The sequence below is a fragment of the Mycobacterium sp. NGS54 genome (genome assembly GCF_059812465.1).
Window position 1 is genome coordinate 212,272 of the sequence record NZ_JCALCS010000008.1, and the last position, 26,525, is coordinate 238,796.

At 68.7% G+C, this 26,525-nt stretch carries 27 protein-coding genes and 1 pseudogene; 18 read left to right on the top strand and 10 right to left on the bottom strand.

Features of this window, described 5'->3' with window-relative positions; genetic code table 11:
• From AC5Y5E_RS25655 to AC5Y5E_RS25685, 7 genes and pseudogenes are all read left to right on the top strand, one after another.
• Positions 1-1,116 (top strand): virulence factor Mce family protein, encoded by a 1,116-nt coding sequence (locus AC5Y5E_RS25655; protein WP_499906389.1) that lies wholly within the window; start codon positions 1-3, stop codon positions 1,114-1,116.
• The gene (locus AC5Y5E_RS25660) at positions 1,117-2,550 is read left to right on the top strand and encodes an MCE family protein (RefSeq protein WP_499906046.1); all 1,434 of its coding nucleotides are present in this window, start codon (positions 1,117-1,119) and stop codon (positions 2,548-2,550) included. It abuts the gene before it with no gap.
• 37 nt (positions 2,551-2,587) lie between these two features.
• Complete coding sequence (locus AC5Y5E_RS25665) at positions 2,588-3,175, top strand: Rv1363c family protein (RefSeq protein ID WP_499906048.1); 588 nt, start codon at positions 2,588-2,590, stop codon at positions 3,173-3,175.
• A 110-nt stretch (positions 3,176-3,285) separates the two neighbouring features.
• Positions 3,286-3,768, top strand: coding sequence for an Rv1363c family protein (locus AC5Y5E_RS25670; protein ID WP_499906391.1), 483 nt, complete (start codon positions 3,286-3,288; stop codon positions 3,766-3,768).
• A 14-nt stretch (positions 3,769-3,782) separates the two neighbouring features.
• Positions 3,783-4,445, top strand: a complete 663-nt coding sequence (locus AC5Y5E_RS25675) for a CAP domain-containing protein (protein WP_499906049.1) — start codon at positions 3,783-3,785, stop codon at positions 4,443-4,445.
• A 122-nt stretch (positions 4,446-4,567) separates the two neighbouring features.
• Positions 4,568-4,657 (top strand): annotated as a pseudogene (locus AC5Y5E_RS25680) (DUF732 domain-containing protein); the annotation flags it as partial.
• 82 nt (positions 4,658-4,739) lie between these two features.
• Positions 4,740-5,045 (top strand): DUF4333 domain-containing protein, encoded by a 306-nt coding sequence (locus tag AC5Y5E_RS25685; protein WP_499906051.1) that lies wholly within the window; start codon positions 4,740-4,742, stop codon positions 5,043-5,045.
• Here AC5Y5E_RS25685 and AC5Y5E_RS25690 read toward each other — a convergent pair.
• Together AC5Y5E_RS25690 and AC5Y5E_RS25695 are read right to left on the bottom strand one after the other, a co-directional pair.
• Entirely contained in the window at positions 5,026-5,994 is a 969-nt protein-coding gene (locus AC5Y5E_RS25690; protein ID WP_499906052.1) for an NAD(P)H-dependent flavin oxidoreductase, read from the bottom strand. The two genes, AC5Y5E_RS25685 and AC5Y5E_RS25690, sit on opposite strands and share 20 nt — an antisense overlap.
• Positions 5,994-6,371: an NYN domain-containing protein gene (locus tag AC5Y5E_RS25695; protein WP_499906054.1), complete on the bottom strand. Its 378-nt coding sequence runs from the start codon at positions 6,369-6,371 to the stop codon at positions 5,994-5,996. The genes AC5Y5E_RS25690 and AC5Y5E_RS25695 overlap by 1 nt, the downstream gene beginning before the upstream one ends.
• Positions 6,372-6,559: 188 nt before the next feature.
• On the opposite strand from AC5Y5E_RS25695, the gene AC5Y5E_RS25700 reads away from it, so the two are divergent.
• The 5 genes from AC5Y5E_RS25700 to AC5Y5E_RS25720 all read left to right on the top strand — a co-directional run bounded on the left by AC5Y5E_RS25700 (position 6,560) and on the right by AC5Y5E_RS25720 (position 15,177).
• Positions 6,560-7,744: an acyl-CoA dehydrogenase family protein gene (locus AC5Y5E_RS25700; RefSeq protein ID WP_499906055.1), complete on the top strand. Its 1,185-nt coding sequence runs from the start codon at positions 6,560-6,562 to the stop codon at positions 7,742-7,744.
• Positions 7,745-7,979: 235 nt separating this feature from the next.
• Complete coding sequence (locus tag AC5Y5E_RS25705; protein ID WP_499906056.1) at positions 7,980-9,437, top strand: condensation domain-containing protein; 1,458 nt, start codon at positions 7,980-7,982, stop codon at positions 9,435-9,437.
• 20 nt (positions 9,438-9,457) lie between these two features.
• Positions 9,458-10,816: a hypothetical protein gene (locus AC5Y5E_RS25710; protein WP_499906058.1), complete on the top strand. Its 1,359-nt coding sequence runs from the start codon at positions 9,458-9,460 to the stop codon at positions 10,814-10,816.
• Between the two features lie 19 nt (positions 10,817-10,835).
• A complete protein-coding gene (locus AC5Y5E_RS25715; protein WP_499906060.1) occupies positions 10,836-12,242 on the top strand; it encodes a hypothetical protein in 1,407 nt (468 codons plus the stop codon).
• 55 nt (positions 12,243-12,297) lie between these two features.
• Complete coding sequence (locus tag AC5Y5E_RS25720; RefSeq protein WP_499906062.1) at positions 12,298-15,177, top strand: MMPL/RND family transporter; 2,880 nt, start codon at positions 12,298-12,300, stop codon at positions 15,175-15,177.
• Here the strand turns inward: AC5Y5E_RS25720 and AC5Y5E_RS25725 are convergent.
• Complete coding sequence (locus tag AC5Y5E_RS25725) at positions 15,174-15,851, bottom strand: response regulator (RefSeq protein WP_499906063.1); 678 nt, start codon at positions 15,849-15,851, stop codon at positions 15,174-15,176. The genes AC5Y5E_RS25720 and AC5Y5E_RS25725 overlap by 4 nt on opposite strands.
• Positions 15,833-17,518: a sensor histidine kinase gene (locus AC5Y5E_RS25730; RefSeq protein ID WP_499906065.1), complete on the bottom strand. Its 1,686-nt coding sequence runs from the start codon at positions 17,516-17,518 to the stop codon at positions 15,833-15,835. The genes AC5Y5E_RS25725 and AC5Y5E_RS25730 overlap by 19 nt, the downstream gene beginning before the upstream one ends.
• Positions 17,519-17,623: 105 nt before the next feature.
• Between AC5Y5E_RS25730 and AC5Y5E_RS25735 the strand changes: the two genes are divergently transcribed.
• Positions 17,624-18,526 carry an NAD-dependent epimerase/dehydratase family protein gene (locus AC5Y5E_RS25735; protein ID WP_499906066.1) on the top strand — a complete coding sequence of 301 codons (903 nt, stop codon included), beginning with the start codon at positions 17,624-17,626 and terminating at the stop codon, positions 18,524-18,526.
• 7 nt (positions 18,527-18,533) lie between these two features.
• Here AC5Y5E_RS25735 and AC5Y5E_RS25740 read toward each other — a convergent pair whose 3' ends face one another.
• Complete coding sequence (locus tag AC5Y5E_RS25740; RefSeq protein WP_499906067.1) at positions 18,534-19,355, bottom strand: alpha/beta fold hydrolase; 822 nt, start codon at positions 19,353-19,355, stop codon at positions 18,534-18,536.
• 11 nt (positions 19,356-19,366) lie between these two features.
• Complete coding sequence (locus AC5Y5E_RS25745; protein ID WP_499906069.1) at positions 19,367-19,945, bottom strand: TetR/AcrR family transcriptional regulator; 579 nt, start codon at positions 19,943-19,945, stop codon at positions 19,367-19,369.
• Positions 19,946-20,026: 81 nt separating this feature from the next.
• On the opposite strand from AC5Y5E_RS25745, the gene AC5Y5E_RS25750 reads away from it, so the two are divergent.
• From AC5Y5E_RS25750 to AC5Y5E_RS25765, 4 genes are read left to right on the top strand one after another with little or no spacing between them, the layout of a single operon-like run.
• Positions 20,027-20,839 carry a class I SAM-dependent methyltransferase gene (locus AC5Y5E_RS25750; protein WP_499906071.1) on the top strand — a complete coding sequence of 271 codons (813 nt, stop codon included), beginning with the start codon at positions 20,027-20,029 and terminating at the stop codon, positions 20,837-20,839.
• The gene (locus AC5Y5E_RS25755) at positions 20,832-21,686 is read left to right on the top strand and encodes a lysophospholipid acyltransferase family protein (RefSeq protein ID WP_499906073.1); all 855 of its coding nucleotides are present in this window, start codon (positions 20,832-20,834) and stop codon (positions 21,684-21,686) included. The genes AC5Y5E_RS25750 and AC5Y5E_RS25755 overlap by 8 nt, the downstream gene beginning before the upstream one ends.
• Positions 21,687-21,717: 31 nt before the next feature.
• Positions 21,718-22,164: a helix-turn-helix transcriptional regulator gene (locus tag AC5Y5E_RS25760; RefSeq protein WP_499906074.1), complete on the top strand. Its 447-nt coding sequence runs from the start codon at positions 21,718-21,720 to the stop codon at positions 22,162-22,164.
• A 4-nt stretch (positions 22,165-22,168) separates the two neighbouring features.
• Complete coding sequence (locus tag AC5Y5E_RS25765) at positions 22,169-22,579, top strand: VOC family protein (RefSeq protein ID WP_499906076.1); 411 nt, start codon at positions 22,169-22,171, stop codon at positions 22,577-22,579.
• Positions 22,580-22,644: 65 nt separating this feature from the next.
• Here AC5Y5E_RS25765 and AC5Y5E_RS25770 read toward each other — a convergent pair whose 3' ends face one another.
• The 4 genes from AC5Y5E_RS25770 to AC5Y5E_RS25785 form a co-directional block, all read right to left on the bottom strand.
• Positions 22,645-22,899 (bottom strand): hypothetical protein, encoded by a 255-nt coding sequence (locus AC5Y5E_RS25770; protein WP_499906077.1) that lies wholly within the window; start codon positions 22,897-22,899, stop codon positions 22,645-22,647.
• Positions 22,900-22,995: 96 nt separating this feature from the next.
• Positions 22,996-24,411, bottom strand: coding sequence for an amino acid permease (locus AC5Y5E_RS25775; protein ID WP_499906079.1), 1,416 nt, complete (start codon positions 24,409-24,411; stop codon positions 22,996-22,998).
• A 56-nt stretch (positions 24,412-24,467) separates the two neighbouring features.
• Positions 24,468-24,737 (bottom strand): EF-Tu/IF-2/RF-3 family GTPase, encoded by a 270-nt coding sequence (locus tag AC5Y5E_RS25780; RefSeq protein ID WP_499906080.1) that lies wholly within the window; start codon positions 24,735-24,737, stop codon positions 24,468-24,470.
• Positions 24,738-24,741: 4 nt separating this feature from the next.
• Positions 24,742-25,755 (bottom strand): NADP-dependent oxidoreductase, encoded by a 1,014-nt coding sequence (locus AC5Y5E_RS25785; protein ID WP_499906082.1) that lies wholly within the window; start codon positions 25,753-25,755, stop codon positions 24,742-24,744.
• Between the two features lie 77 nt (positions 25,756-25,832).
• Between AC5Y5E_RS25785 and AC5Y5E_RS25790 the strand changes: the two genes are divergently transcribed.
• Positions 25,833-26,498 (top strand): hypothetical protein, encoded by a 666-nt coding sequence (locus tag AC5Y5E_RS25790; RefSeq protein WP_499906084.1) that lies wholly within the window; start codon positions 25,833-25,835, stop codon positions 26,496-26,498.
• The last annotated feature ends 27 nt before the right edge of the window (positions 26,499-26,525 follow it).

A 26,525-nucleotide genomic window follows, 5' to 3' on the forward strand; every position in this document is an offset into this window, starting at 1 on the left:
ATGATCGTGGTCGTCGCGGGCCTGTCCGGCTGCGGCTGGCACGGGCTGAATTCGCTGCCGCTGCCCGGTACTCAGGGCAACGGGCCGGGGTCCTATGTGATCCAGGCGCAGATGCCGGATGTCAACAACATTCAGCAGAATTCGCGGGTGCGCGTCGCCGACGTGACGGTCGGCCATGTGACGAAAATCGAGCGCCAGGGCTGGCATGCTTTGGTGAGCATGCGCGTCGACGGCAACGTCAACTTACCCGCCAACGCGACGGCCAAGATCGGCACGACCAGCTTGCTGGGTTCTTACCACATCGAGCTCGGCCTGCCGAAAGGCGAAGCGCCGCAAGGCAAGCTGCGCGACGGATCGCTCATACCGCTGTCGCACGGGGGCGCCTACCCGAGCACCGAGCAGACGTTGGCGGCGCTGTCGCTGGTTCTCAACGGCGGCGGGCTGGGTCAGGTACAGGACATCACCGAAGCGTTGAGCACCGCGTTTCGCGGCCGCGAGCAAGACCTGCGCGGCCTGATCGGACAGCTGGACAAATTCACCGCGTACCTCAACGACCAGTCCGGCGACATCATCGCGGCCACCGACAGCCTCAACGGCCTGGTCGGTAGGTTCGCCGCCCAGCAACCGGTCCTGGATCGGGCCCTGGCGACCATCCCCGACGCGCTCGCGGTGCTCAACGACGAACGAGGCGAGCTCGTCGAGGCGGCCGATCAGCTGGGTAAGTTCAGCGCGCTGACCGTCGACTCGGTCAACCAGACAAAAGCGAACCTGGTCAAGGAATTACAACAGGTCGGGCCCGTCCTGGAATCGCTGGCCAACGCCGGTCCCAGCCTCACGCGATCGCTCAGCCTGCTGGCCACCTTCCCCTTCCCGAACGAGACGTTCGAGAATTTTCAGCGCGGCGACTACGCCAACCTGACCGCGATCGTCGACCTCACGCTCAGCCGAATCGATCAGGGATTGTTCACCGGCACGCGGTGGGAGTGCCATCTGACCCAGCTCGAGTTGCAGTGGGGCCGAACCATCGGCCAGTACCCCAGCCCGTGCACCGCGGGCTACCGGGGCACCCCGGGCAATCCGCTGGTCGTCCCCTATCGGCAGGACCAGGGGCCGTAGATGCATCTGCAGCGACGATTCGTCATTCAGCTGGCGGTCTTCACCGTGATCGCGGTGGGGGTGCTGGCAATCACGTTCCTGCACTTCGTGAAACTGCCGGCCATGCTGTTCGGCGTCGGCCGCTACACCGTGCGGATGGAGCTGCCGCAAGCCGCCGGACTGTACGACACCGGCAACGTCACCTATCGCGGTTTCGAAGTGGGCCGGGTCGAATCGGTGCGCCTGACCGACGCCGGCGTCGAAGCGACGCTGTCCCTGAAATCGGGCATCGACATCCCGTCGGACCTGAAAGCGGAAGTGCACAGCCACACGGCGATCGGCGAAACGTACGTCGAGTTGTTGCCCCGCAACGGCACGTCGCGGCCGCTGCGTGACGGCGACGTCATTCCGCTCGCCGATACCTCGGTGCCCCCCGACATCAACGCCCTGCTCGGTGCCGCGAACACCGCGCTCGGGGCGATCCCGCGCGACAACCTGCGGACCGTGATCGACGAGTCGTACACCGCGGTGGGCGGGCTTGGGCCGGAACTCTCCCGGCTCATCACGGGTTCGTCCAACCTCGCGATCGACGCGCGCAAGAACCTCGACCCGCTGGTCGCGCTGATCGACCAGGCGCAGCCGGTGCTCGATTCGCAGACTCACACATCGGACGCGATCACGGGGTGGGCAGCGCACTTGGCCACGGTCACAACGGAATTGCAGACGCATGACGCGGCCGTCGGCGGCGTCATCGACCGGGGCGGTCCGGCTTTGGGGGAGACGCGTCAACTGATCGAGCGCCTGCAACCGACGTTGCCGATCCTGCTGGCGAACCTGGTCAGCGTGGGCCAGGTCGCGTTGACCTACCAGAACGACATCGAACAACTGCTGGTGGTGTTCCCGATGGCCGTCGCCGCCGACCAGGCCGGCATTGTGGCCAACCTGAATACCAAGCAGGCATACCGCGGCCAGTACCTGAGCTTCAACCTCAACCTCAACCTGCCGCCGCCGTGCACGACGGGTTTCCTGCCCGCCCAGCAGCAGCGCATCCCCACGTTTGAGGACTACCCGGGCCGCCCGGCGGGCGACCTGTATTGCCGGGTGCCGCAGGACTCGTGGCTCAACGTTCGCGGCGCCCGCAACACTCCCTGCGAAACCGTGCCCGGCAAGCGGGCACCCACCGTGAAGATGTGCGAGAGCAACGAACAGTACGTTCCGCTCAACGACGGCAACAACTGGAAAGGCGACCCCAACGGGACGCTCTCCGGTCAGGACATCCCGCAACTGCCGCCCGCCGCGCCGCCGCCACCCGTCGCCGCCGCCCAGTACGACCCGGCGACCGGAACCTATACCGGACCCGACGGTCATCAGTACACCCGATCCGATCTGGCGCAAAACGCACCGAAAGACAAGACGTGGCAAGCGATGTTGCTGCCGCCGGGCAGCGGACAGTAACCGCGAACCACACGATCGCGATCGAATGGAGGACGGTATGCCGGTATCCGCGGATTCCGAAGTGGCAGAGGACGAGTCCATCGCCGATGCCGATGCCGATGGCGACGGCGCGGAGGCCGCGCCGTCGGCCGGGCTCGAACCCCGGTCCACACATCGGCGTGCGGCGACATTCGGCCTGGCGGTGGTGGTCACACTCGCCGCGATGGTCGGATGGTTTGGCGTTCGCGTCCACCATTCACAGCAGGTACAGGCTCAGCGAAGTCAATTTCTCCAGGTGGCAAGACGGGGCGCACTCAACTTGACGACGATTGACTGGCAGCGCGCCGACGCCGACGTTCACCGCATCCTGGACGGCGCGACCGGTGACTTCTACAACGACTTCGCCAAGCGCGCACAGCCTTTCATCGAGGTGCTCAAGCAGGCGAAAGCGACCACGGTGGGCACGATTACCGAGGCGGCCCTGGAGTCGCAAGCGAGGGATACGGCCCAGGCGCTGGTGGCGGTGTCCGTTCAGACGTCGACCGCGGGCGAACCGGACCAGGCCCCGCGCGCGTGGCGAATGCGCGTCTCCGTGCAAAGGGTCGGAGACCAAGTCAAAGTCTCCAACGTCGGGTTCGTGTCATGAGCGCGATCATGGCGGCCCGCGCGGACGAGCACGGCGACACCGACACGATAGCGGGAAAGCCAACTGAGCCAACGCAACCCGACGAGGGCGGGGCAACGGCGCGGCGCCGGATCCGGTGGTCGCGCGCAGTAGCGGGCGGGCTGCTGCCCGGGCTGGCGCTGGTACTGGCCTGCGCGGCAGGCTATTTGAAATGGCAGGACGGCTCGGTGGGCGACTCCGGCGCCGCCGGCGCGGAAGCGGTTCGAGCCGCCACCGATGGCACCGTCGCGCTGTTGTCGTACCGGCCTGACACCGTGCAGAAGGACCTCGAGGCCGCGAGTGCCAGGCTGACGGGTTCGTTCCTGGATGCCTACACGAAACTCACCCACGACGTGGTCATTCCGGGTGCAAAGCAGAAGCAGATCTCCGCGGTGGCCACCGTCCCGGCCGCCGCCTCGAAGTCGGCGACCGCCCGCCACGCCGTCGTGCTGCTCTTCGTTAACCAGACGATCATCGTCGGCCAGGACGCACCGACCAGCACCGCATCCAGCCTTCGGGTGACGCTCGACAAGATCGACGGGCGTTGGCTGATCTCGCAATTCGACCCGGTCTAGACAGGGAGATCGACATGCCGCATCGACTGCAAACCGTGTCCGCGCTGGCCGCGGTGTCCGCTGGCGCACTGCTGCCTTCGCCCGCCGCGCACGCCGACAACAAGCGGCTCAACGACGGCGTCGTCGCCAACGTGTACACCGTTCAACATCAGGCGGGCTGCACGAACGACGTGAAGATCAACCCGCAACTGCAACTGGCCGCCCAGTGGCACGCTCTCGACGTGCTGAACAACCGCAACCTGGACGGCGACGTCGGTTCCGATGGGTCCATGCCGCAGGATCGCGCGAACGCCGCGGGCTTCCAAGGCAAGGTCGCCGAAACCGTGGCCATCAACCCGGCCATCGCGATCAGCGGGATCGAGCTGCTCAACCAGTGGTACGACAACCCCGCCGATTTCGCGATCATGTCCAACTGCGCCAACACCCAGATCGGGGTGTGGTCGGAAAACAGCCGGGATCGCACCGTCGTGGTGGCCACCTACGGGCAGCCCAACCAACCGAACCCGGCACCAAAGGCGCCCCAGGCGGGACCGCCACCGGTGGTGGCACTGCAGCAGAACATACCCATCGACCCCAGCCCCGACTACGACGCCAGCGACGAGATCGAATACGGCATCAACTGGCTCCCATGGGTTTTGCGCGGCGTCTACCCACCGCCCGCGATGCCGCCGCAGTAGGGGGCTGCCGGCCATGAAGGGTCACGCCTGGCCCGCCGCCTTGATCGTCGTGGCCGCCGTAGGCGGGATCACACTGGCGCGGGTGCGGCGGGCACATGCCGCACCGGCGCCCGAGGTGGAATCTTGTCTCGTACGCGGTTAATCTGCTGTGCCCCGCGCAGATCTGGCAACTGCGGAATTCGGCCGCGCACTACCGGCCCCCGGCGGGGTAACGACCGCGGACCGCGTTTGCAACGCGCGTGTTAGCCTGACGATCCCATCGCGATCGTCAACCGTTGAAACGGCGGGTGAGCAATGACGAAACTTGTCGCGCGCGCGGCCGCGGGAATGTTCGCAACGGCGGTCGTGCTGACCGCGTGTCACGCGAAGTCGACGGTCAAGCCCGACGGCGCGGCGCAGTCCGTCGTCGACGTCGTCTCGAGCCAGACCGGCTTTCACCCGACCGACGTGCATTGCCCGTCGGGCGTGGAGGCCAAGGTCGGCCAGGAGTTCGACTGTCACTTCACCGGCCCGGAGGGCAAGCCGTACACCGCGCACATGCGCATCACCAAGGTCGACGGCGAGCGGGTCGAGTTCGACGTCAGAAGCCGTCCGTCGTAGCCGGTCCCAGTCGATCGGCCGTGGCGGCCAACACCTGGCGGCACCCGGCCCACATCCGCTTGATGATGTCGGCGGCCGGCGCGATGTCCTCGATCCGGCCGGCCACCTGACCGGTGTTGGCGACGCTGGCGTCCATGTCGCCGTCGAAGTAGAGCCGCTGCACGCGTTGCAGCGCCGCGCCGCCCTCCCCGAAAGACGTTGAAGAATCGATCTTTTCGGCGGCCGGGGTGCGGATCACCCGCATCATCCGTTTGCCGTCGAGGGGCAGCAGCACGGTCGCGGTGTCGTCGGCGCCAACGACCGCCCGCTTGAGGTTGGCGTGCACCGGCGACTCCGCCGAGGCCATCAGCCTCGTGCCCATCTGCACGCCGTCGGCGCCGAGGACCATTGCGGCGGCCATGGAGCGCGCGTCGCAGATCCCGCCCGCGGCCACGATGGGCACGTCGACGTGGGCCGCTACCAGAGGTAGCAGCACCATGGTCGAGGCGCCGAATCGATTCTTGAACCCGCCGCCCTCGACGCCCTCGACCACCAGCCCGTCCACGCCGGCATCGACGGCTTTCCTGGCGGCGGCCAGCGTGCCCACCACGTGGAACACCGTGATGCCCGCGTCGTGGAGGCGATCCGTGAACAGCGCCGGGTCGCCCGCCGAGGTGGTGACGAAGCGGATGTCGTTGGCGACCAAGAGATCCACGACGGCCGGATCGCGGTTGAACAGCAGTGCGATGTTGGCGCCCACCGCGCGATCGGTGAGCTCACGCACGCGTCGCACGTCGGCCCGGCCCTGGTCGGAGGTGGTCTCGATGATGCCCAGCGCGCCGGCGTTGGAGACCGCGGCGGCCAGCTGCGCGCCGGCGATGTAGGTCATGGGCGCCTGGACAATGGGGACGTCGATCCCCGCGAGTTCGCAGACCCGGTTCGGCGCGGGGTCACCGCCCTGAACGGCCATCAGCCGCGCGGGTCGATCAGGTCGCGGAAGCTCGCCGCGGGGTAGGCCGAGGCGCCCAGGGCCGCGATGCGATCGGTCAGCCCCTTGTCCGACGTCACCACCCGAATCTGCTCCGGCCGCGCGTCGGCCTGCACCAGCCGGACGATCTGATCGTCGGCCGAGTTCGCCGCCGCCTTCGGGGCATGGGCGACCTCGATCACCGATGACGTGATGGCGGTCGCCGGCGGTCGCTCGAACACCACGGTCACGTCCTCTCCTCGGACCGATGCCCATCGGTCGAGCCGTTCCACCAGCGCGACCATCGCCCGGCCGCGGTCCTTCCACCAACCGTCGGGGCGACTCCCGATCACGTTCATGCCGTCGACGATCCAGCGCACAGACACACCGTAGGGCACCGCGTTGAGTGTGCGCTCAGGGCGCCGACACGCCGACGCGAGCCGCCCCGGATACACGCGAAAAGCCGTCAGCGCGCACTAATTCCTGACTGCCCGCCCGCAAAGGCGCAGCAATGGTATTAACTACGGTCACTGATATCAGTTTTCTCCGACCGATGATGGGAACGACAATGACGTCGATAGCCGACACGGACGATCGGGTGGTCTCGCTGGCCCGTGGCATGCGCGACCTCGTGCGGGCCGAAGCCGCCGAGTCCGAGCGGGCGCGCACGCTCACCCCGGCGATCGTCGACGAGATGTGGGTCAGCGGGCTGATGTCCTCGTTCAACCCCGTCGAGGCCGGCGGCGTCGAACCCTCGTTCGCGGCGATGATCGAAACCTGGATCGAAATGGGTTGGCAGGACGGGTCGTTCGGGTGGATCGGCATCGCGAACCTGCCCTCGTCGTTCGCGGCCGCGGCGTACCTGCCCGACGAGGGTTTCGCCGAGGTGTTCACGGCCCACGACAACCGCGTCACCCTGGGCGGCCAGTTCTTTCCCAACGGGCAGGGGACCGTGGTCGACGGCGGCTACACCGTGAGCGGGTCGTGGAACTTCGGCTCGGGCATCGGCCACTCGCAGTACGTTGCGGCCGGGTTTTTTCCGATGGACAACGGCGAGATGCGTTGGATCAGCGAGGGCTTCCCGGAGATGCGCGTCGCCGTCATCCCACGCGAGCAGATCAGCTTCAACGACGGCTGGTTCGTGCAGGGGCTCAAGGGAACTGGCTCCTATGACTACAGCGCCGAGAACGTGTTCGTGCCCGACAGCCGCACCTTCGAGCTGTTCGTCCGCCACCCGTACCGGGGCACGTCACCGGCGACCCGGATGGGGCTGATGCCCGTGACGGCCGCCGGTCACGCCTCGTGGGCGTTGGGGGTCTCCAAGAGCATGCTCGACGACGTCCAGGAGCTGGCCGCCACGAAGTTCCGGATGAGCGACATGGCGGCGCTGGCCAGCCGCCCGACGTTCCAGAAGGGGCTGGCGCACCACCGGGCCGCCTGGCGCGCCGCCCGCCTGCTGGTGCTCGACGCGTTCACCACCGCCGAGGCCGCCGTCGCCGCGGGCGACGACCTGACGCCGGCCCTGCGGGCCGACATGCGGGTGGCCGCCGTCTACGCGACCGACACGGCCCGGGCCTGCGCCGAGTGGGCGCACCTGGTGGCGGGCACCAGCTCGATCCGCGAGGGCAGCCGCCTGGAGCGCGCCTTCCGCGACATCTACACCGGAACGCAGCACGCCTTCATCAGCGAGAAGGTGGCCATCGACGTGGCGCAGATCTGGCTGGGCATCATCGAAGATCAGCCGGGGCTGTAGCTCCCGACCTGACCTCTTAACGGGCCGCGCGCCCTGCTGAGCACAATGCGCAAAAGCACGTAATCGTCGCTTATTTCGACTATCGCCCACAACGGCGACAGGGGTCCCGCCGCGCCGTAAGTTCGGTTTCAGCAAACAACCGAATACGCCGCACGAATGCCGCGCAGAAACCCAATCCGCGCTAGCGCGAAGGGAATTCGCCGGAAATCCGCGGCATCACAAAGGGACGGGGAAAATGGTCACACTCGGCGGCATCAACGGATGGCAGCCCGGCGACGGCTCGGTTATCACGTGGACGGCTTCGCCCGCGGCGCGGGCGGCGGCCCGGGACGCGCGGCGCAGCGATCTGGCGCCGACCTACCAGCGCAGCCGCCACCTTCGTGCGGCCTACGAGGCAAAAGCGAAGGCCGTTCGGCTGCCCCGGTTGATGGTGGTGGCCTGGGACATGCCGGGTGTCTGCGACATCCGGACGATGACCGAGACGATCAATGCGCACGTCCGTCGCCACGACGCCTACCACGATTGGTTCGAATTTCGCGACGGCGTCCCGGTCCGCCGGATGATCGACGACCCCGCCGTCATCGACCTGGTGCCGACCGACTTCGGGCCGATGGACACCGAGCAAATACGGGCGCACGCCCTGACGACCACGCCGGAAACGCTTGAGTGGGACTGCTTCACGTTCGGCGTCATCCAGCACGCCGACTACTTCACGTTCTACGCCAGCATCGACCACCTGCACATCGACGGCATGTCCGCCGGCCTGATCTTCTTCGACATCAACCTGATGTACGAGCAGCTGTCCCAGGGCGGCGACGAAGCCACGGAGGCCCCCGTCCTCCCGGGCATCGCGAGCTACCGCAGCTACGCCGCGCGGCAGCGCGAGCAGGTGGCGAGCCTGACCGCGTCCTCCGCGGGGATCCGGGGCTGGATCGAGTTCGCGCAAGACACCCGTGGCGACTGGCCGAGCTTCCCGCTTCCGGTCGGCGACACCGAGGCCGGCAACAAGGGTGCCTTCCTGACGGTCGACCTGCTGGACGCCGCCGCGACGGAGTCCTTCGAATTCGCCTGCGACGCGGCCGGCGCCCGGTTCAGCGGGGGAGTGCTGGCGTGCGCGGCCCTGGCCGAGCACGAGTTCACCGGCACCGAGACCTACCACGGTTTCACGGCGTACGACACGCGGACGGCAGGTGTCGACGCGATGACCGTGGGTTGGTTCGCCAACCTGGTTCCGGTCACCGTGCCGATCGGCGCCACCACGTTCGCCGAGGCGGCGCGGGCGGCCCAGAAGTCATACGACGACGCCAAGCACCTCGCGGGGGTGCCGGTCGAACGAGCGCTGGAGCTGGCGACCCCGCTGGGGATCGCGCCGCCCACCGCGAGCGCAATGATGGTGTCTTTCATGGACTTTCGCAAGATCCCCGCCGCCACCCTGTTCGAGCAGACCAACTTCGGAACCTACGCCGACAGCCTGTCGCACGGCGGAATCAACCTGTGGATCAACCGGCAGACCGACAAGACCACCGCGACGATTTCCTTCCCGGACAACGCGACGGCCCGCAAGTCGGTGCATCGCTACCTCGCGGCACTGACCCAGGCGTTCGCGTACGCCGTCAACACCACCTCGGATTGGGTGGATGCCGTTGCGGAGCACGCCAATTCGAATCACGGCATCCCGGTAATCAGCCTCTAACACAGAAAGGACCAACCGAAATGAGCAACGTACTCGATCTGTTCGACCAGACCGTCTTCCGATTCGAGGAGGCGACCAACGTCACCAGCGTCGGGCAGTGCGTCTGGGTGTACAACCGCGCCGTCGACATCGACGGCCTGCGCCGGTTCCACCGTCACCTCCAGCGGGGGCGGCTGTCGCGCCGCATCGAACGCTCGGCCCTGCCGTTCGGCCGTCACCGTTGGGTGTCGCCCAGCGGCGAGTCCGAGCTCGAGATCGTCGCGACGCCGCGGCCGCGCGAAGAATTCGACGCCTGGCTACGCGAGCAGGCCGCCACGCCGCTGGATGCCCAGCGCGGGCCCGGCTGGCATCTCGCGGTGCTCCCGTTCACCGACGGCGGCGCCGGCGTCAGCCTGGTCGCCCTTCACAGCCTCGCCGACGGCATGGCGGGCTGCCTGGCGGTGGTGGAAGCGGCTTGCGGTTACGACAGCGCCATCGACTGGCCCGCCGCGGGGTCGCGCCGGAGGTGGCGGGCCCTGCGCGAGGACGCCCGCCAAGCCGCCCGCGACGTCCCGAACATCGGGCGCGCGATGGTCGCGGCGGCCGCCGCCGCACGACTCGCGCGGCGCCACCGCTCGGGCGCCGCACCGATCGCGCCGCCCGAACCGCCCGCCGGCGCGGACCAGCCGATCACCATCCCGACGGCGACGATCTTCATCGACGCCGACGAGTGGGACGCCCGCGCGGACGCCCTCGGCGGGACCAGCAACGCGCTGCTCGCCGGCCTCGCCGCCCGACTCGCCCAGCGGGTGGGACGGATCGGCGCGGACGGATCGGTCACCCTGTCGATCCCCGTCAGCGAGCGCACCGCGGACGACACCCGCGCCAACGCCGTCGCCAACGTCGACGTCACGGTCGACCCCGCGCCCGCCGCGACCGACCTGCGCGAGATCCGCGCGGCCATCAAGCACGCGCTGGTCCAGCGTCACGAGGCGCCCGACGAGCGGGAGGCGCTGCTGCCCCTCGTCCCGCTGTTGCCCAAGCGGCTGGCCAAGCGGTGCGTCGGGGTCGCCACCGGCAACGCGACCGGCGTCGTCTCGTCCAACATCGGCGCCGCCCCGGCGCAGGTGAACCGGCCCGACGGCACCGACGCGGACTTCGTCTGGGTGACATCGCTTTACCCGGGCATGACCGAGGCGACGCTGCATCGCGTCGGCGGCGTGCTGGCCCTGCTGTCGGCGCGGGTGAACGGGCAGGTCTTCGTCTCGGTGCAGGCGTACCAGCCGGGCCGGCCCAACTCGAAGGACCTGCTGCGCCAAGCCCTTTCGAGCGTCTTCGACGAGTTCTCGCTCAACCTCATCGAGGACTGGTCGCGTCCCCTCGCGGCCCAAGCGATCTGACCGATAAGGAGTGAAGACAATGAACAACACACTCGACCTGTTCGACCAGACCTTCTCCAGCCTGGACCGGGCGACCGGCGTCCTCGGCCAGCTGCAGTGCGTCTGGGTGTACGACCGGGAGATCGACGTCGACGGCCTGCGGCGATTTCACCGGAACCTGTTGCGGGGCCGGCTGTCGCGGCGCATCGAACGATCGGCCCTGCCGTTCGGCCGCGACCGCTGGGTCTCGACCAGCGGCCGGTCCCGGCTGGAGATCGTCGCCACACCAAGGCCGCGCGCCGAGTTCGACGCCTGGCTGCGCGGTCAGGCGGCGACGCCGCTGGATGCCGAGCGCGGACCCGAGTGGCACCTCGCGATGCTGCCGTTCACCGAGGGCGGCGCGGGCGTCAGCCTGGTCATCCCGCACGCCCTCACCGACGGCATCGGGCTGTGCGACGCGCTGGCGGACGCGGCTTGCGGCCGACCCGATCGCATCAGCTGGCCCGCCGCGGCGTCGCGCGGGCGGTGGCAGGCGCTGCGCGAGGACACCCGCCAAACCGCGCGCGACATCCCGGGCATCGCCCGGGCCCTGGCCGGCGTGGCGCGGCAGGCGCGGGCCGGCGCCGCGCAGGCCGGGCGGCCGCGGGTGCTCCCCGCCGGCCCGGACCGACCCGTCACGCTCCCAACGGAAACCGTCTTCGTCGACGCCGCCGAGTGGGACGCCCGCGCGGCATCGCTCGGCGGGACCAGCAACACCCTGCTCGCGGGGCTGGCCGCCCGGCTGGCCCGGCGCGCGGGACGCGTCACCGACGACGGCCGGGTCACCCTGTCGATCCCCGTCAACGAGCGCACCGCGGGCGACACCCGCGCCAACGCCGTCGCCAACGCCGACGTCGCCGTCGACCCCGCAGCGACCGACCTGCGTGAGATGCGGGCCGCGACCAAGCGCGCGCTGACGCGGCTTCGGGACACGCCCGACCAGCGGCGCGAACTGCTGCCCCTGGTTCCCCTCATGCCGCGGCGGCTGATCCGGCGCATCGTCGGCGTGGCGGCCGGGAGCCCCACCGCCGTCGTCGCCTCCAACATCGGCGACCTCCACCCGGCCGTGTGCCGCCCGGACGGCACGGACGCCGACCACTTCGCGATCAAGGCGCCCCACCCCGACGCGACCACGGCCGTCATGGACCGGTTCGGCGGAATGCTGTCCCTGGCGTCCGGACGGGCGAACGGGCAGGTCTTCGTCTCGGTCGTCGCGTATCAACCGGGCCGCCCAAACTCCAATGACGGTTTGCGCCAGGACCTTTCGGACGCGCTGAGCGACCTCTCGCTCGACGCCAGGATCGGCTTTGCGTGCCCCGCGACGGCGAGCACAACGCGCAAAACCGTGGAATCGCGGCTAATTCCGACTATTGCCGACAAGCGAGACGCGGCCGTCGGGGCGCCATAAATTCGGTTTAACCAGGCGAAAGTCATTCGCGGCCCGACGATGAGGGGGTTTCACCATGACCAACCAGTCCGCTACCGCCACGGCAGGCGCCGGCGTGTTTGGGGCGCTGGGCAGCTTCGCCGTGCGCGTGCCCTGGCTCGTGATCGCCGCCTGGGCCGCCGTGGTGGCCGTGCTGGCCGTGGCGTTCCCCCCGCTGACGAAGGTGGTCGAAGGCCAGACGGTGCAACCGCTGCCCCCCAAGGCGATGGCCGCGGCCGAGCAAATGGCAGAGGACTTCGGGGAATCCGCCCAGAACGTCCTGATCGTCGTGCTGACCGACAACCGGGGGCTGCAGCCGGCCGATGACGACGCCTACCGCCGGCTGGCCGCCACGCTGCGTGACGACACCCGCGACGTGACCGGCGTGCAGGACGTCATGACCACGCCCGCCCTGCGCCCGCTGATGGTCAGCGCGGACAACAAGGCGTACTACCTCGCGGTGATGCTGCGCGCGCCCGCCGGGTCTCCCGAGTCTTCGCGGGCGTACCAACGGATCACGGACAGCGTCAAGCGCTCCAGCGCGGGCACCCAGCTGACGGCGGACGTGACCGGGCAGGCCGCCATGGTCGGTGACATGTCGCTGGTCACCACCCGCGACTTGCACACCACGGAGATCGTCACCGCGTTGTTCGTGCTGATCATCCTGCTGGTGATCTACCGGCGGCCGGTGACCGTCCTGCTGCCGTTGATCACCATCGGCGTCTCGGTGGCGTCGGCCCAGGGCGTGGTGTCCGCGCTGGCGCAGGTCGGGCTCGGCATCTCCGCGCTGACGATCGGGTTGATGACGGCCATGATCTTCGGGGCCGGCACCGACTATGCCGTCTTCCTGATCAGCCGTTACCACGAGTACATCCGGTCCGGCGCCGACTCCGACCTGGCGGTGCGAAAGGCGCTGAGTTCCATCGGGGAGGTGATCGCCGGATCCGCGGCAACCGTGGCCGTCACCTTCCTCGGCATGGTCTTCACCCGCCTGCCCGCGTTCACGAGTATCGGCCCGGCGCTTGCCATTTCGATCGCGATCGCGTTCCTTGCCGCCGTCACGCTATTGCCCGCCATCCTGGTGCTGGCCGGCCGGCGCGGATGGGTGGCGCCGCGGCCGCCGCTGACCGGCCGCCTGTGGCGGCGTTCCGCGGTCCACCTGGTTCGACGGCCCAAAACGCATCTGCTGGTGAGCCTTTCGGTGTTGGTCGCACTGGCCGGCTGCGCGGCCTTTCTTCGCCCCACCTTCAACGACCGCCTGCAATTGCCGCAGTCGGCGCCGAGCAACGTCGGCTTCACCGCGATGGAGAACCACTTTTCAACCAGCGCGCTGCTGCCGCAATACATCTACATCCGCTCGCCGCGTGACCTGCGGACGTCGCGCTCCCTGGCCGACCTGGACCAGATGGCGCAGCGTGTGTCCCAGTTGCCCGACATCGCCGCGGTGCGCGGCATCACGCGGCCCGACGGCCAGCCGCTCGATCAGGCCAAGCTCAGCTCCCAGGCCGGGGCGGTGGGTTCCAAGCTCGAAGACGCCTCGACGCAGATCAGCGACCGGAGCGGCGACCTCGACGCGCTGACCCGCGGCGCCGACCAGCTGGCGGCAAGCCTGGCTCAGGTTCGCGACCAAATCCGCGGCGCCAGCGGGCCCATGGCCCAGCTCACCGCGACGCTGAACAACGCCCAGCAGCAGCTCGGCGCGGCGGCCAACCTCATGGACAACGTGCGCGGGCTCGCGAACGGCTCCGTGTCTACGCTCGCCAACGCCGTCGCCGCAACGGGTTTCGCCGCACCACCCGCGACCCAGGGCGTGCAGGCGGCCGTGCAGGGCATGACCGCGTTGTTGGCGACGGCATCCAACAGCCTGCGGGCCGCCGGCGGCAACACCGCCGGCATGGCGCAGAAGATCGCCCGCCTGCAGGCGGTCGCCGACCAGCTGGCCGACGGCAGCCGGCAGCTGGCCGACGGCGTGCGGACACTGGTCGACCAGACCAAGCGGATGGGCGCCGGGATGAACCAGGCGGCCGACCTGCTGCTGTCGATGAAGCGCGACGCGACGCAGCAGTCCATGGCGGGCATGTACATTCCGCCCCAGGTGCTCACCTCGAACGACTTCAAGAACGCCGCCAAGCTGTTCATCTCGCCCGACGGGCATTCGGCGCGCTACCTCGTCGAAACGAAATTCGACCCGTTCAGCACGGCCGCGATGGATCAGGTCGCGTCGATCCTCGACACGGCGCGCGGCGCACAGCCCAACACCTCGCTGGCGGACGCGTCGATATCGATGGTCGGGACGACCGCGATGTACAGCGCGATCCGCGGCTACTACGACCACGACGTCCGCCTAATCGTGATCATGACGCTGCTCATCGTCTTCGTCATCCTCATCCTGCTGCTGCGCGCGATCGTGGCGCCGCTGTACCTCATTGCATCCGTGGTGATCTCGTTCCTCTCGGCGGTGGGGGTCGGGGTGGTCTTCTTCCAGTTCGTGCTCCACCAGCCGATCTACTGGAACGTGCAGGCGACGGCGTTCATCGTGTTGGTCGCGGTCGGGGCGGACTACAACCTGCTGCTGATCACGCGAATTCGTGAGGAGTCGCGCACGGGCGTGCGCTCGGGCATCATCCGCGCGGTCCGCTCGACGGGCGGCGTCATCACCTCGGCCGGCATCATCTTCGCCGCGTCGATGTCCGGCCTGCTGTTCGGCAGCCTCTCGACCATGGTGCAGACCGGATTCATCATCGGCATGGGCATTTTGATCGACACCTTCGTGGTGCGCACCGTCACGGTGCCGGCCCTGGCCGCGATGATCGGAAAGGCCAACTGGTGGCCCGCCAAGAACCGCCGCGAGCAGACGCAGACTCGCATGAATTCGGCCGCGACAGTGCGAGTTTGCGTCTGCTCGGCCCGGGATTAGCGGCGAATGGGCCGCTTGTCCTTGGCCGCGAACTCCTGCTCCGGGCGTCCCGTGGTGCCGTACCGGAGCCCGACGGAGACGTCGCCGGTGGTGGCCAGGCCCGCCAGATACCGTTGGGCGGTTGCCCGCGATATCCCGATCGCGGCGGACACCTCGGCCGCCGACATCGGTTTCTCCGATGCCAGCAGGGCTTGCAGCACAAGCTGTTTGGTTGAGGACGCCGCGATGGTGGGGGGCACCGCTGGAGCGATCCGCGGGCGCAGCGCATCCAGTGCCGCGTCCACGTCGCTGGAGCTCAGGTTGGGGCTCGCCAGAATCTTGCGGTAGCGCGCGTAGCCGGCCAACCGCGCGGCCAGCTCGGTCGTCGCGAACGGCTTGACAAGATAGCTCAGCGCGCCCGCCGACATGGCGGCGCGGATGGTGGCCGCCTCGGTCGCGGCCGTCAACACCATGCTGTCCCCGGGCAATTCGCGGACGAAGTCGATTCCGGAGCCGTCGGGCAGGTACACGTCGACCAGCGCCAGGTCGACGGCGGGGGCGCCCCGCGCGGCCTCGAGCGTGTTCACGGTGGCGGCCACCGTGAAGCCGGGCAGCGTGTTGACGACCTCGGCGTGCAGATTGGCGACGCGGAAATCGTCGTCGACCACGAGCACCGTCAGGTCTGCGTCGCCCATTGCGCCTCCTCAACCATCACGCCCGGGAGCCGGGCGATGAATTCCGCGCCGCGCAGCGCCAGCTCCGGATTGCCGGGACTGGCCAACCACAGGTCGCCACCGAGGGCGCGGCTGATCTGCCGCGACAACGCCAGCCCGATGCCGCGCCCGCCCGGTATTCCGGAGTCCGGCTTGGTCGACGTGCCCTCGGTGAAAAGGTGCTCGATGAACTCGGGCGCGACGCCGTCGCCGCTGTCGGCGACCGTGATGTGCAGCGTCGTACCCTCTTGCAGCAGTTCGACTTCCACCTGCTTGGTGGTGTTGTCGCTCGTGCGGGCCGCGTCGATGGCGTTGTCGAGCAGGTTGCCGACAACGGTGGTGACGTCGACCGGCAGCACAAGCCGGCCGGACACCCACGTGTTTTCACCGATCGTCAGCGTCACGCCGGCTTCGCGGGCGGCGGCGCCCTTGGCCGCGAGGAACGCCTGCAGGTAGGCGTCGCGGATGGCGTCGATGCCGGGCAGCGCCGAGCCCAGCGGGCCCGACCCGAGGAGCTCTTCGAGATATTGCAGGCCCTCCTCGACGTGACCGCCGTGCAACAGCCCTGTCAGCAGGTGCAGGCGGTTGGCGAACTCATGGCGCTGCGCGCGCAACACCGTGCTCATCACCTGCACCGCGTCGAGCTGGCGGGTCAGCGACTCGACGTCGGTCCGGTCCCGCACCACCAAAACGGTTCCCAGCGGGCGTCCTTCGCGCGACACCGGCCGCGCCGAGACCACGACGATGCGCTCGCCGACCGTCGCCAGCGTTGGGGTCGCATCGGACGCGTCGAGCACGTCGAGCACCCGCGGGGTCAACCCGATCTGGTCGACGGGCCGGCCCGTTTCGTTGCCGATCTCGAGCAGCCGGCACGCCTCGTCGTTGACGAAGGTCGTCCTGCCGGCCGTGTCGGTCGCGAGCACACCCTCGCCGATGCCCTGCAACACCGCCGCCTGACTGCGCACCAGCTCGGTGATCTCGGCCGGCCGCAAACCCAGGGTCAGCCCTCGCCACCGGCGGGCCAATAGCACCGAACCGCCGACCGAGATCAGCAGCAGGGCACCAGCCATCGCGCCCAGCACGACCAGGTTCTTCGAAAACTGCTCGTCGAACGCCTTGGTGGAGAGGCCCACGATGACCACCCCCAGCACCCGATTGGAGCCTGGCTCGAACACCGGGACTTTCGCCACGATCGCGCGCCCGAGAACAGTGTCGTCATGCGACGTCATCTCATGTCCGGCCAGCGACGGGGCGATGTCGGCCTGGACAGGCAGACCCAACCTGTCGCGTTGGGGATCCGCGACCCTGATGCCGCTTGCGTTGGCGATGACGACGAACGCCACATGGGTGCGTTGTTGAACCCGGGTCGCAACGCCTTGGATCGGACCGGTGGCAAGCTCGCCGACCAGTTCCGGGCTCGGGGTCAGCGGCCCAGTGTCGTAACGAGCGATGTTGGTGATCACCGTGGGGGATGAGGCCACCACACGGGCGATATCCGTGGAGTGGACGTGGTATTGACTGTCCAGGCGCGCGCGGTTGAAAACGGCGAACAACACGAACGCGATGATCAACGTCAGCGTCACGACGACGAGCTGCAGCACCAACACCTGCGTGGCGAGTCGCAAGTCGATGCGACCCCGGGCGGCCATGGAAGGACCCTACCGCGCGGGTGAGCACAATGCGCGAAAGTCGGTGATCATGCCGACCCGGTACCCCGTGGGGTAGCAGCACCCGGCCCTTTCTACTATCAGCGCATGCGCGGATCCAAGATCCTGATCACCGGCCCGACCGGTCAACTGGCCACTCCCATCGCCCTGGCGCTCGCGCCCGACAACGAGGTGTGGGGCGTCGCCCGCTTCACCAATCCCGCGGCCCGGGAGGGCCTCGAAAAAGCGGGGGTCCGGTGCGAGACGGTCGATCTGGCAGCCGGCGACTTCACCGGTCTCCCAGACGATTTCGACTACGTCCTCAACCTGGCGGTGGCCAAGAGCGGGGACTGGGACACCGACCTCGGGGCCAACGCGGAGTCGGTCGGACTGTTGATGGCCCACTGCCGCGGGGCGAAGGCCTTCCTGCACTGCTCCTCGGCCGCCGTGTACGACCCGCCCGACGACGAGCCGCGCACCGAGCGAGCCGCCCTGGGCGACAACCACAAGTTCCTGTTCCCCACGTACTCGATCTCCAAGGTCGCGGGGGAGGTCGTCGCCCGGTCGATGGCGCGCATCCTCGACGTGCCCACCGTCATCGCCCGCCTCAACGTCCCATATGGGAACAACGGCGGATGGCCGTTCTACCACATGGAGATGATGCTGGCCGGCATCCCGATCCCGGTGCCGCCCGGCGGGCCGGCCCAATACAACCCGATCCACGAGGACGACATCATCGCGACGCTGCCGAAGCTGCTCGACGCGGCGTCGGTGCCGGCGACCACGGTCAACTGGTGCGGCGACCAGACCGTCAGCCTCCAGGAGTGGTGTGGCTACCTCGGCTCGCTGGTGGGCAAGGAGCCCGTCTTCACCGAGGACGCGCACGCGCTGCGGGGCAATCCCACCGACCTGACCCGCATGCACGCGCTCATCGGCGGCACGGCGGTCGACTGGCAGGACGGCATGCGCCGCCTGGCCGCGAAGTTCCACCCCGAGCTGGTCGACGCTTAGCCCACGATCAGAGGTGCTCCAAGAGCCGTTCGGCGAAGGCCCCCGGATGCTCGCGGTGCATGAAATGCCCGCCGGGGACCTCCTCGACGACGTACTCGCTCTCGAACATGCGCGCGGCGCCCCGGTAGTCGGAGGGCTCGGCGATCGGGTCGTCGAGTCCCGCGAAGACCACCGTCGGCACCTTGATCTTCGCCTTCAGTGACGCGCTGGGGATGGGGGAGAGCTTGCGGTAGTAGCCGAACGCCGCGTTCAGGCTCGCCGGGTTCGCGAAGCTGGCGCGGACGGCGTCGAACTCGCTCGGATCCGGGTTCCAGGTCGGCGACCAGCGCCGGCAAATGGCCGGCAGCGCGGCAAAGTCGTTGCGCGCGAAGCGTTTCGGCGCGCCCGGCAATTTGTACGCCGCGAAGTGACGGACGCCCCACAGCTTCTTAAGCGTCGGCTTGAGCGCCGCCGGGTGCGGAATGCCAACGACGAACAGCTTTTTGAGGCGATCCGGCCCGAGCGCGGCCGCGCCATAGGCCGCCGAGGCTCCCCAGTCGTGCCCGATGACGACGGCGTCGCGGGCGCCGAGCGCCTCGATCAGCGCGAGCGGATCGCGCGCCAGCGTTTCTTGGTCGGGGTCCCGGGCGGGGATCGCGCTGGGGTGGTACCCGCGCATATACGGGCTGACCGCGCGATAGCCCTGGGCGGCCAGCCGCGGGCGCAGATCGTCCCAGGTATGCGGGGTGTCCGGGAACCCGTGCAGCAAGAGGACGAGGGGCCCCGAGCCGTCCTCCAGATACGCGAACCTCAGCCCGTTGGCTTCGACGAAACGGATCTCATCGGCCATGGCCCGAAACACTACGCGCCGGTCGATTTCGGCGTGACGAGGCGGGACGCCGCCTCGACGGCGGCGGCGCGCCGGCGGGCGATCACCGCCGCGTCCGTGGCGGCCGCCGCGGGATCGGGCCAGTGCGCCCACGCCAGGGCGATCGCAAACAGAAGAACCAGCAGCTGCTGCGGATCCCACGTCGGGTCGACATGGCCATCGGCCTGCGCCTGCTCCAGGGCGGCGATGGCCCGCTCGGGCGGGTGCTCCTCGTCGAACTCCGGAATGTCCAGCGGGAAGCCCTCGAGCCGAGCCCAGGTGATCATCCGATCGTGCTCGGGCCGGTTCTGTGCCAGGTCGAAGATGCCGCCGACGAACTCGGGCACCGCGTCGGGGCGCAACTCCACGGCCCGGAAGAACTCGGCGCCGTCGGTGGCGACCACGTCGCGAAACAGGGTCTCCTTGTCGCCGAAATGCGCGTACAGCCGTTCCTTGCTCGCGCTCGCGGCGCGAGCGATGCGGTCGATGCGCGCCCCGGCCAGGCCGTACTGCGCGAACTCCGCGCGGGCGGCCGCGAGTATCTCGCCGCGAAGCTCTGTCTTCGATCTCACAGGAATATCATAAGCAGACGAACTGGTTCGTTTGTTATGGTGGCTCTAGAACGGGCTGACGAAACGAGAAGGAGAGCAGTGATGGCGACGACAGACGCGCTGGACCAGGCGATTGCGACGATGCCGCGGGGTGGCCCCGACGCGTCGTGGCTGGATCGCCGATTCCAGACAGACGCGCTGGAGTACCTCGACCGCGACGACGTCGCCGACGAGGTCAAGCAAAAGGTCATCAGCATGCTCGACCGGATGGGCACGCTGACCAATCAGCACGAGAAGAACGCGCGCACGGCCCTGAACGTCGTCGCCGACATCCCCAATCCGCGCATCCTGGAACTCGGCGCGGGCCACGGAAAGCTCTCGGCCCAGATCCTCAAGCTCCACCCGACGGCCACTGTCACCGTGAGCGACGTGAACCCGCACTCGGTGGCCAACATCGTGGCGGGCGAGCTGGGCAGCCACCCGCGGGCGCGCACCCAGGTGATTGACGCCACGGCGATCGACGCCGCCGACGACAGCTACGACCTGGTCGTGTTCGCGCTGGCGTTTCACCACCTCCCGCCGGCGGTCGCGGCCCGCGCCGTCGCCGAGGCCACCCGCGTGGCCAAGCGATTTCTCGTCATCGACCTGAAGCGGCGAAGCCCGTTGGGCACCTTGCTGTTTCCGGTCGTGACGCTGCCCCTAAACCTGGCGCTGATGCCCTGGTCGTGGATTCAGCCATCGCTACACGACGGGTTCATCAGCGCGCTGCGCGCCTACAGCCCGTCGGCGATGCAGGCGCTGGGCCGCGCCGCAAATCCCGAGATGAGCGTCGAGATGCTGCCAAGCCCGACGCGGTTCGGACCGCCCTCGCTCACCGTCGTGTTCACCCGCCCGAAAGCGGCCCGCCGTGGCTGACAACACCGACTTGGCCGCGATCGTCCAGCCGAGCGCGCGGGTGCGGACATTGCGTCGAGCCCTCGACGGGCTGAGCGACCGGCTGCGCCCGGTCGTCGACCTTTCCCGGCCCTACGTCGACGGCGTCGAAAACCTGCCCGCGGACGGGCGATTCCTGTTGGTGGGCAACCACACTCAGTTCGGCTCCGAGATCTTCTTGATCTCCGATACCGTGCGACGCACGATCGGGACCCGGGTGCGACCACTGGCCGAACGGGCCTTCGGGCGCATGCGTGGGCTGCGCGGCGACCTGATCGCGGCGTACGGCGCCGTGGTCGGCGCACCGGAGACCGCGCGCGAACTCATGCGCAACGACGAGACCATCCTGGTGTTCCCCGGCGGCGGCCGCGAGATCGCCAAGTTCAAGGGCGAGGAGTACCGGCTGCGCTGGCAGGGACGCGCGGGGTTCGCGCGGCTGTCGATCGAGAACGGCTACCCGATCGTGCCGGCCGGTCTCGTCGGCGGTGACGACGTCTATCGCAGCCTGACCACCCGCGACAGCGCCTACGGACGGTTCAGTGAGGCGTTGGGCCGCAGGCTGAATGGGCGCCCGGACATGGCGATGCCATTACTGCGCGGGATCGGGCCCACCCTGATTCCCCGGCCGCAGCGCATGTATCTGCGGTTCGGTTCGCCGATCGACACCAGCAGGCCGCTGGGAGTCACCGAGCAGGAGTGGGTGGAGATCGTCAAAGGCCAAACGCAACGGGCGCTGGAGGACATCCTGGGTGAGCTGCGGCGGCTGCGCGACGGCGATCCTTACCGCGGCCTCAACCCGCTGGCGTGGCACCGGGCGACGACGCCGTAGGCGCCTCGCGGATCGTGGCAGTATCGGCTGGGTGACCAGCAGCTCCGCCGAGCAGCGGCTGCGCGACCTCGCGCTGCTGCGTCGCGTCCGCGACCGCATCGACCGGGACTACGCGCAGCCGCTGGACGTCGAGGCGCTCGCCCGCGCGGTGCACATCTCCGCCGGGCACCTGAGCCGCGAATTTCGGCGCGCCTACGGCGAATCGCCGTACTCGTATCTGATGACGCGGCGCATCGAGCGCGCGATGGCGCTGCTGCGTCGGGGCGACATGAGCGTCACCGAGGTCTGCTTCGCGGTCGGCTGCTCGTCGCTGGGCACCTTCAGCACCCGGTTCACGGAGCTGGTCGGCATGCCGCCCAGCGCGTTTCGGCGCCAGGCGGCCGACACGACGGCGGGGATACCGCCGTGTGTCGCAAAGCAAGTCACCAGACCGATCAGGAATCGAGAAGCGTCCGCCGCCGGACCGCACCTAGCCTGACGACATGGACATCACGATTCATTCGAGCATGCTTCCGCACGACGACCCGGAAGCCTCCCTGGCCTTCTACCGCGACGCGCTGGGTTTCGAGGTTCGCCTCGACGTCGGCAAGGGCAAGATGCGCTGGATCACGGTGGGGCCGCCGAGCCAGCCCGACACGTCCGTCGTGCTGAGCCCGCCGGCCGCCAATCCGGGCATCACCGACGACGAGCGACGCACCATCGCCGAGATGATGGCCAAGGGGACCTACGCCATGCTCATGCTGGCCACCAAGGACCTCGACGGCGCGTTCGAGCGGCTGCAGGCCGCCGACGCCGAAATCGTCCAGGAGCCGACCGAGCAGCCATACGGGCTGCGCGACTGCGCGGTCCGCGACCCCGCGGGGAACCTGATCCGCATCCAGCAGGTGCGCTGAGCGCAGAAACGGGAAAAGTCCCGAACCTCAACCGGGTTCGGGACTTTCGACCGTTGTGTGGAGGCTCAAGATCCCCTGGTGTAGCGGGTCAGGAACCCGAAGGCGGCGATCCCCGCGACGGAGCCGACGACACCCAGCAGCAGAACCTGGAAAATCATCGAGCCGAACATCCAATCGAAGGTCACCGCCAGGTACAGCGCCCAGATCATGCGGAACAGGCTCAGCACCGCGACCACCGCGGCGCTGATGCCGAAGTACAGGCTGCGCTGGCGGTCGACGCGGTTGATCTGCTCTTCGATGCTGGTGGGGACAAGCTTCATTTCCGATTTCCTTTCACGTGGCGCCGCCGGGTTGGCGTCGTCGTTGTGACAAGTACAAAGGCCGAGATTCGCTACCGATCCCAAGAACGGCGGACGTCAGCCGACGGGTTTGTTCATCTCGGCCTCGAACCGCCGGTACGTCTCGGCGCGGCCGGGCCGGCGCCGCACGATCAGCCAACCGGCGGCGAGCACCACCAACCAGAGCGGAAACCACGCCAAGGCGATCGCGGTCTCACGTTCGGTGCACAGCGTCCAGATCACGAAGGCGAAAAAGCCCAGGATGGCCCAGCACATCACCACGCCGGCGGGCATCCGGTAGGCCGAATCGGCGTGCCGCTGCGGGTGCCGGCGCCGGTAGACGAGGTAGCTGAGGACGATCACCGCCCACACGACCATGAACAGCAGCGAGGCGACGGTGGTCACCAGTGTGAACGCGCCCATGACCGAACCGCCGACGTAGAGCAGCGGGATGGAGGTCAGCAGCAGCGCCGCGGTGAGAAAGAGGGCGACCGAGGGCACGCCGCCGCGGTTGAGCCGGCGGAAGGGCGACGGGGCGCTTCCGTTGTCCGCCAGGCCGAACAGCATGCGGCCGGTGGAGAAGACCCCGGAGTTGGCCGAGGAGGCGGCCGCCGTGGTGACCACGAAGTTGACGATCGACGCCGCGGCGCCGAGTCCGGCCAACGCGAACATGGTCACGAACGGGGACTGGCCGCCGGCGAAGTGTCGCCACGGGACGACGGTGAGGATCGCCAACAGCGCACCGATGTAGAAGATCGCCACCCGGATGGGGACCGCGTTGATGGCGCGGGGGAGGGTGCGGCGCGGGTCCGCCGTTTCGGCCGCCGCGGCGCCGACGAGTTCCACCCCCACGAACGCGAAGAATGCGATCTGGAACCCGCCGACCACCCCCATGAACCCCGTCGGGAAGAACCCGCCGTCGTTCCACAGGTTCTCGACCGTCGCCCGATTGCCTTGCGGCGAAACGAAATCCGTCGCCACGAGTACGACACCAACGACAATCAGGCATCCGATCGCCGCGACCTTGATCAGGGCGAACCAGAACTCCATCTCCCCGAAGTTGCGGACGCTGGAGAGGTTCAACACGAGGATCACGCAGCCGGTCACCAGCGGCGCCAGCCACAGGGGCACGTCGGGCCACCAGAACTTCGAGTAGCCGGCGATCGCGACGATCTCGGCGATGCCCGTGACGATCCAGGCGAACCAGTACGACCAGCCGACGAAAAAGCCCGCCGCGGGGCCCAACAGGTCGGCGGCGAAGTCGACGAACGACTTGTAGTTCAGGTTCGACAACAGTAATTCGCCCATCGCGCGCAGCACGAAGAACACGAAAAAGCCGATGATCGCGTACACCAGCAGCACCGCCGGGCCGGCCAGCGAGATCGTTTTTCCGCTCCCCATGAAGAGCCCGGTGCCGATCGCCCCGCCGATCGCGATCAACTGGATGTGGCGGTTGGCGAGACCCCGGCGCAGTTGCGGGGCGGCGGATGTCATGGCGAAGACATTAGAGGCGAGTCCGGCGGCCCGCGATACTTGTAGCCTGTCCCGGCTTAGGCCAAAAAGGCGCCCGACGAGGTGATCACGTCGCCGGCGGCGAGGTCGTTTTTGTTGAGCCTTTTGAAAAGCAATCCGACGTTGTCACCGGTTGTCGCGGTGTCGATTTTCTTGCGAAAAGCCTCGATGGCGTCTACCCGGACCGTCGGCCCGTCGTTGATCTGCACCTGGTCGCCGACGCGCAGCTCCCCATACTCCACGCGGCCGGTGGCGACCGCCCCGCGCCCGCGGATCACGAACACGCCCTGGACCGTCATGCGAAACATGTTGCTAATTCCACAGTTTCACGACGAGTTTCCCGACGTTCTTGCCGTCGAAGAGCATGTTGATCGCCGTCGGCAGCTGCTCGAAGCCCTCGACCACCGTCTCGAGCGGGGTGAGCTTGCCCGCGCCGATCAGGCCGGCGATCTCGGTGGCTGCCTCCGGCGCGCGCCCCAGGTGATCGAGGACGATGAAGCCCTGCAGCGTCACACGCTGGATGAGCAGGTTGCCGAAAGCGCGCGGTCCCGGCGGCGGATCTTCCGCGTTGTAGCCGGAGATCATGCCGCACAGCGCGACGCGGGCACCGATGTTGAGGCGTGCGAAGACCCCGTCCATGATGTCGCCGCCGACGTTTTCGAAGTCGACGTCGATGCCGTCGGGGGTCGCCGCGGCGAGCTGGGCGGCCCAGTCGTCGGCGCGGTAGTCGACCGCCGCGTCGAAGCCGAGTTGGTCGGTGAGCAGGGCGCACTTCTCGGGTCCGCCCGCGATGCCCACGACCCGTGCGCCGTCGACCTTGGCGAGCTGCCCGGCGATCGACCCGACCGCGCCCGCCGCGGCCGAGACCACCACCGTCTCGCCTGGCTTTGGCTTGCCGATGTCGCGGATGCCGACCCACGCGGTCAGCCCGGTCGTGCCGAGCGCACCGAGGTAGGCGCTCGGCGAAATGCCCTCGGCGAGCTCGACCGGCATCACGAGCGCCGTGTCCGAGAGGACCGCGTACTCCTGCCAGCCGAGGAGACCCTGCACGGTCTGCCCGACCGGGAAGCGCGCACTTTTCGACGCGACGACCTCGCCCAGGCCGCCCGCGCGCATCACCTCGCCGATGCCGACCGGCGGCAGGTAGGTCGGGGTGTCGTTGATCCACATGCGGTTTGTGGGGTCGAGCGATATCCAGTCGACGCGCACCAGCGCCTCGCCGTCGGCGAGCTCGGGCACGGCCTCCTCGCTCAGCTCGAAGGTGTCGGGGCCGATACGGCCGGTGGGGCGTTCGCGGAGCAGAAAGCGGCGGTTTCGATCGGGCATAAGCGCACCGTACTGGACCGGCGCCGCGACAACTACGCTCCAACAAAGGGGGCCGTCCGGACGGAGGTTTTTGCGCGGTGAAATCGGTGTCGCGAATTGCCCTGCTTCCCATCGCCGTCGTGCTGGCGGGTTTGTCGCCGTCCGTGACCGCCAACGCCGATCCGCCGCCCACGCAGCAGATCACCGTCATGGCCATCGGCCCCGGCGGCGAACCGATCAACGGCTATACGGAGACGCCCACGGAGGGCAGCGTCGTCACCGTCGAGTGCTCGGAACCCTCACGGTCGGCCGTGTCCGACAACGTCTACTCCTGCTCGCCGAGCGCGGCCGGCGCCGGGACCTGCTGGCCGTCGACCCCCGGATCGTTGTTGTGCGTGGATAACCCGTGGGGCAAGCGCCTGCATCGGGTGAGATATGCCGGTTCGCTGCCGCCGGTGCAGCCGACCGCAACCCCGGAGCCGTTCGCGCTGACGCTCGACGACGGCACCCATTGCCAGCTCCGCAACGGGGGCGCTTGGGGCGTGCGCGCCGACGGCTACGAGGGCGCCTACAGCTGCAGCGGCACCGGCGCGCACCTCGCGGTGCTATGGCGTCCCAGCCCGGGCGGGAGCCCGATCGACCGCTCGTCGCCGGCGTGGACGGTCAAGGTCGGTCAGCTCGGCACACCCGACGCCGCCCTTCCGCCGCCGCAGACCCGCGCGGTGACCGAGGCCTGGTTTGCGGGAGGCAGTGCCGGTCAGTAGGGCGGCGGCGCGGTTGCTATCCGTCCA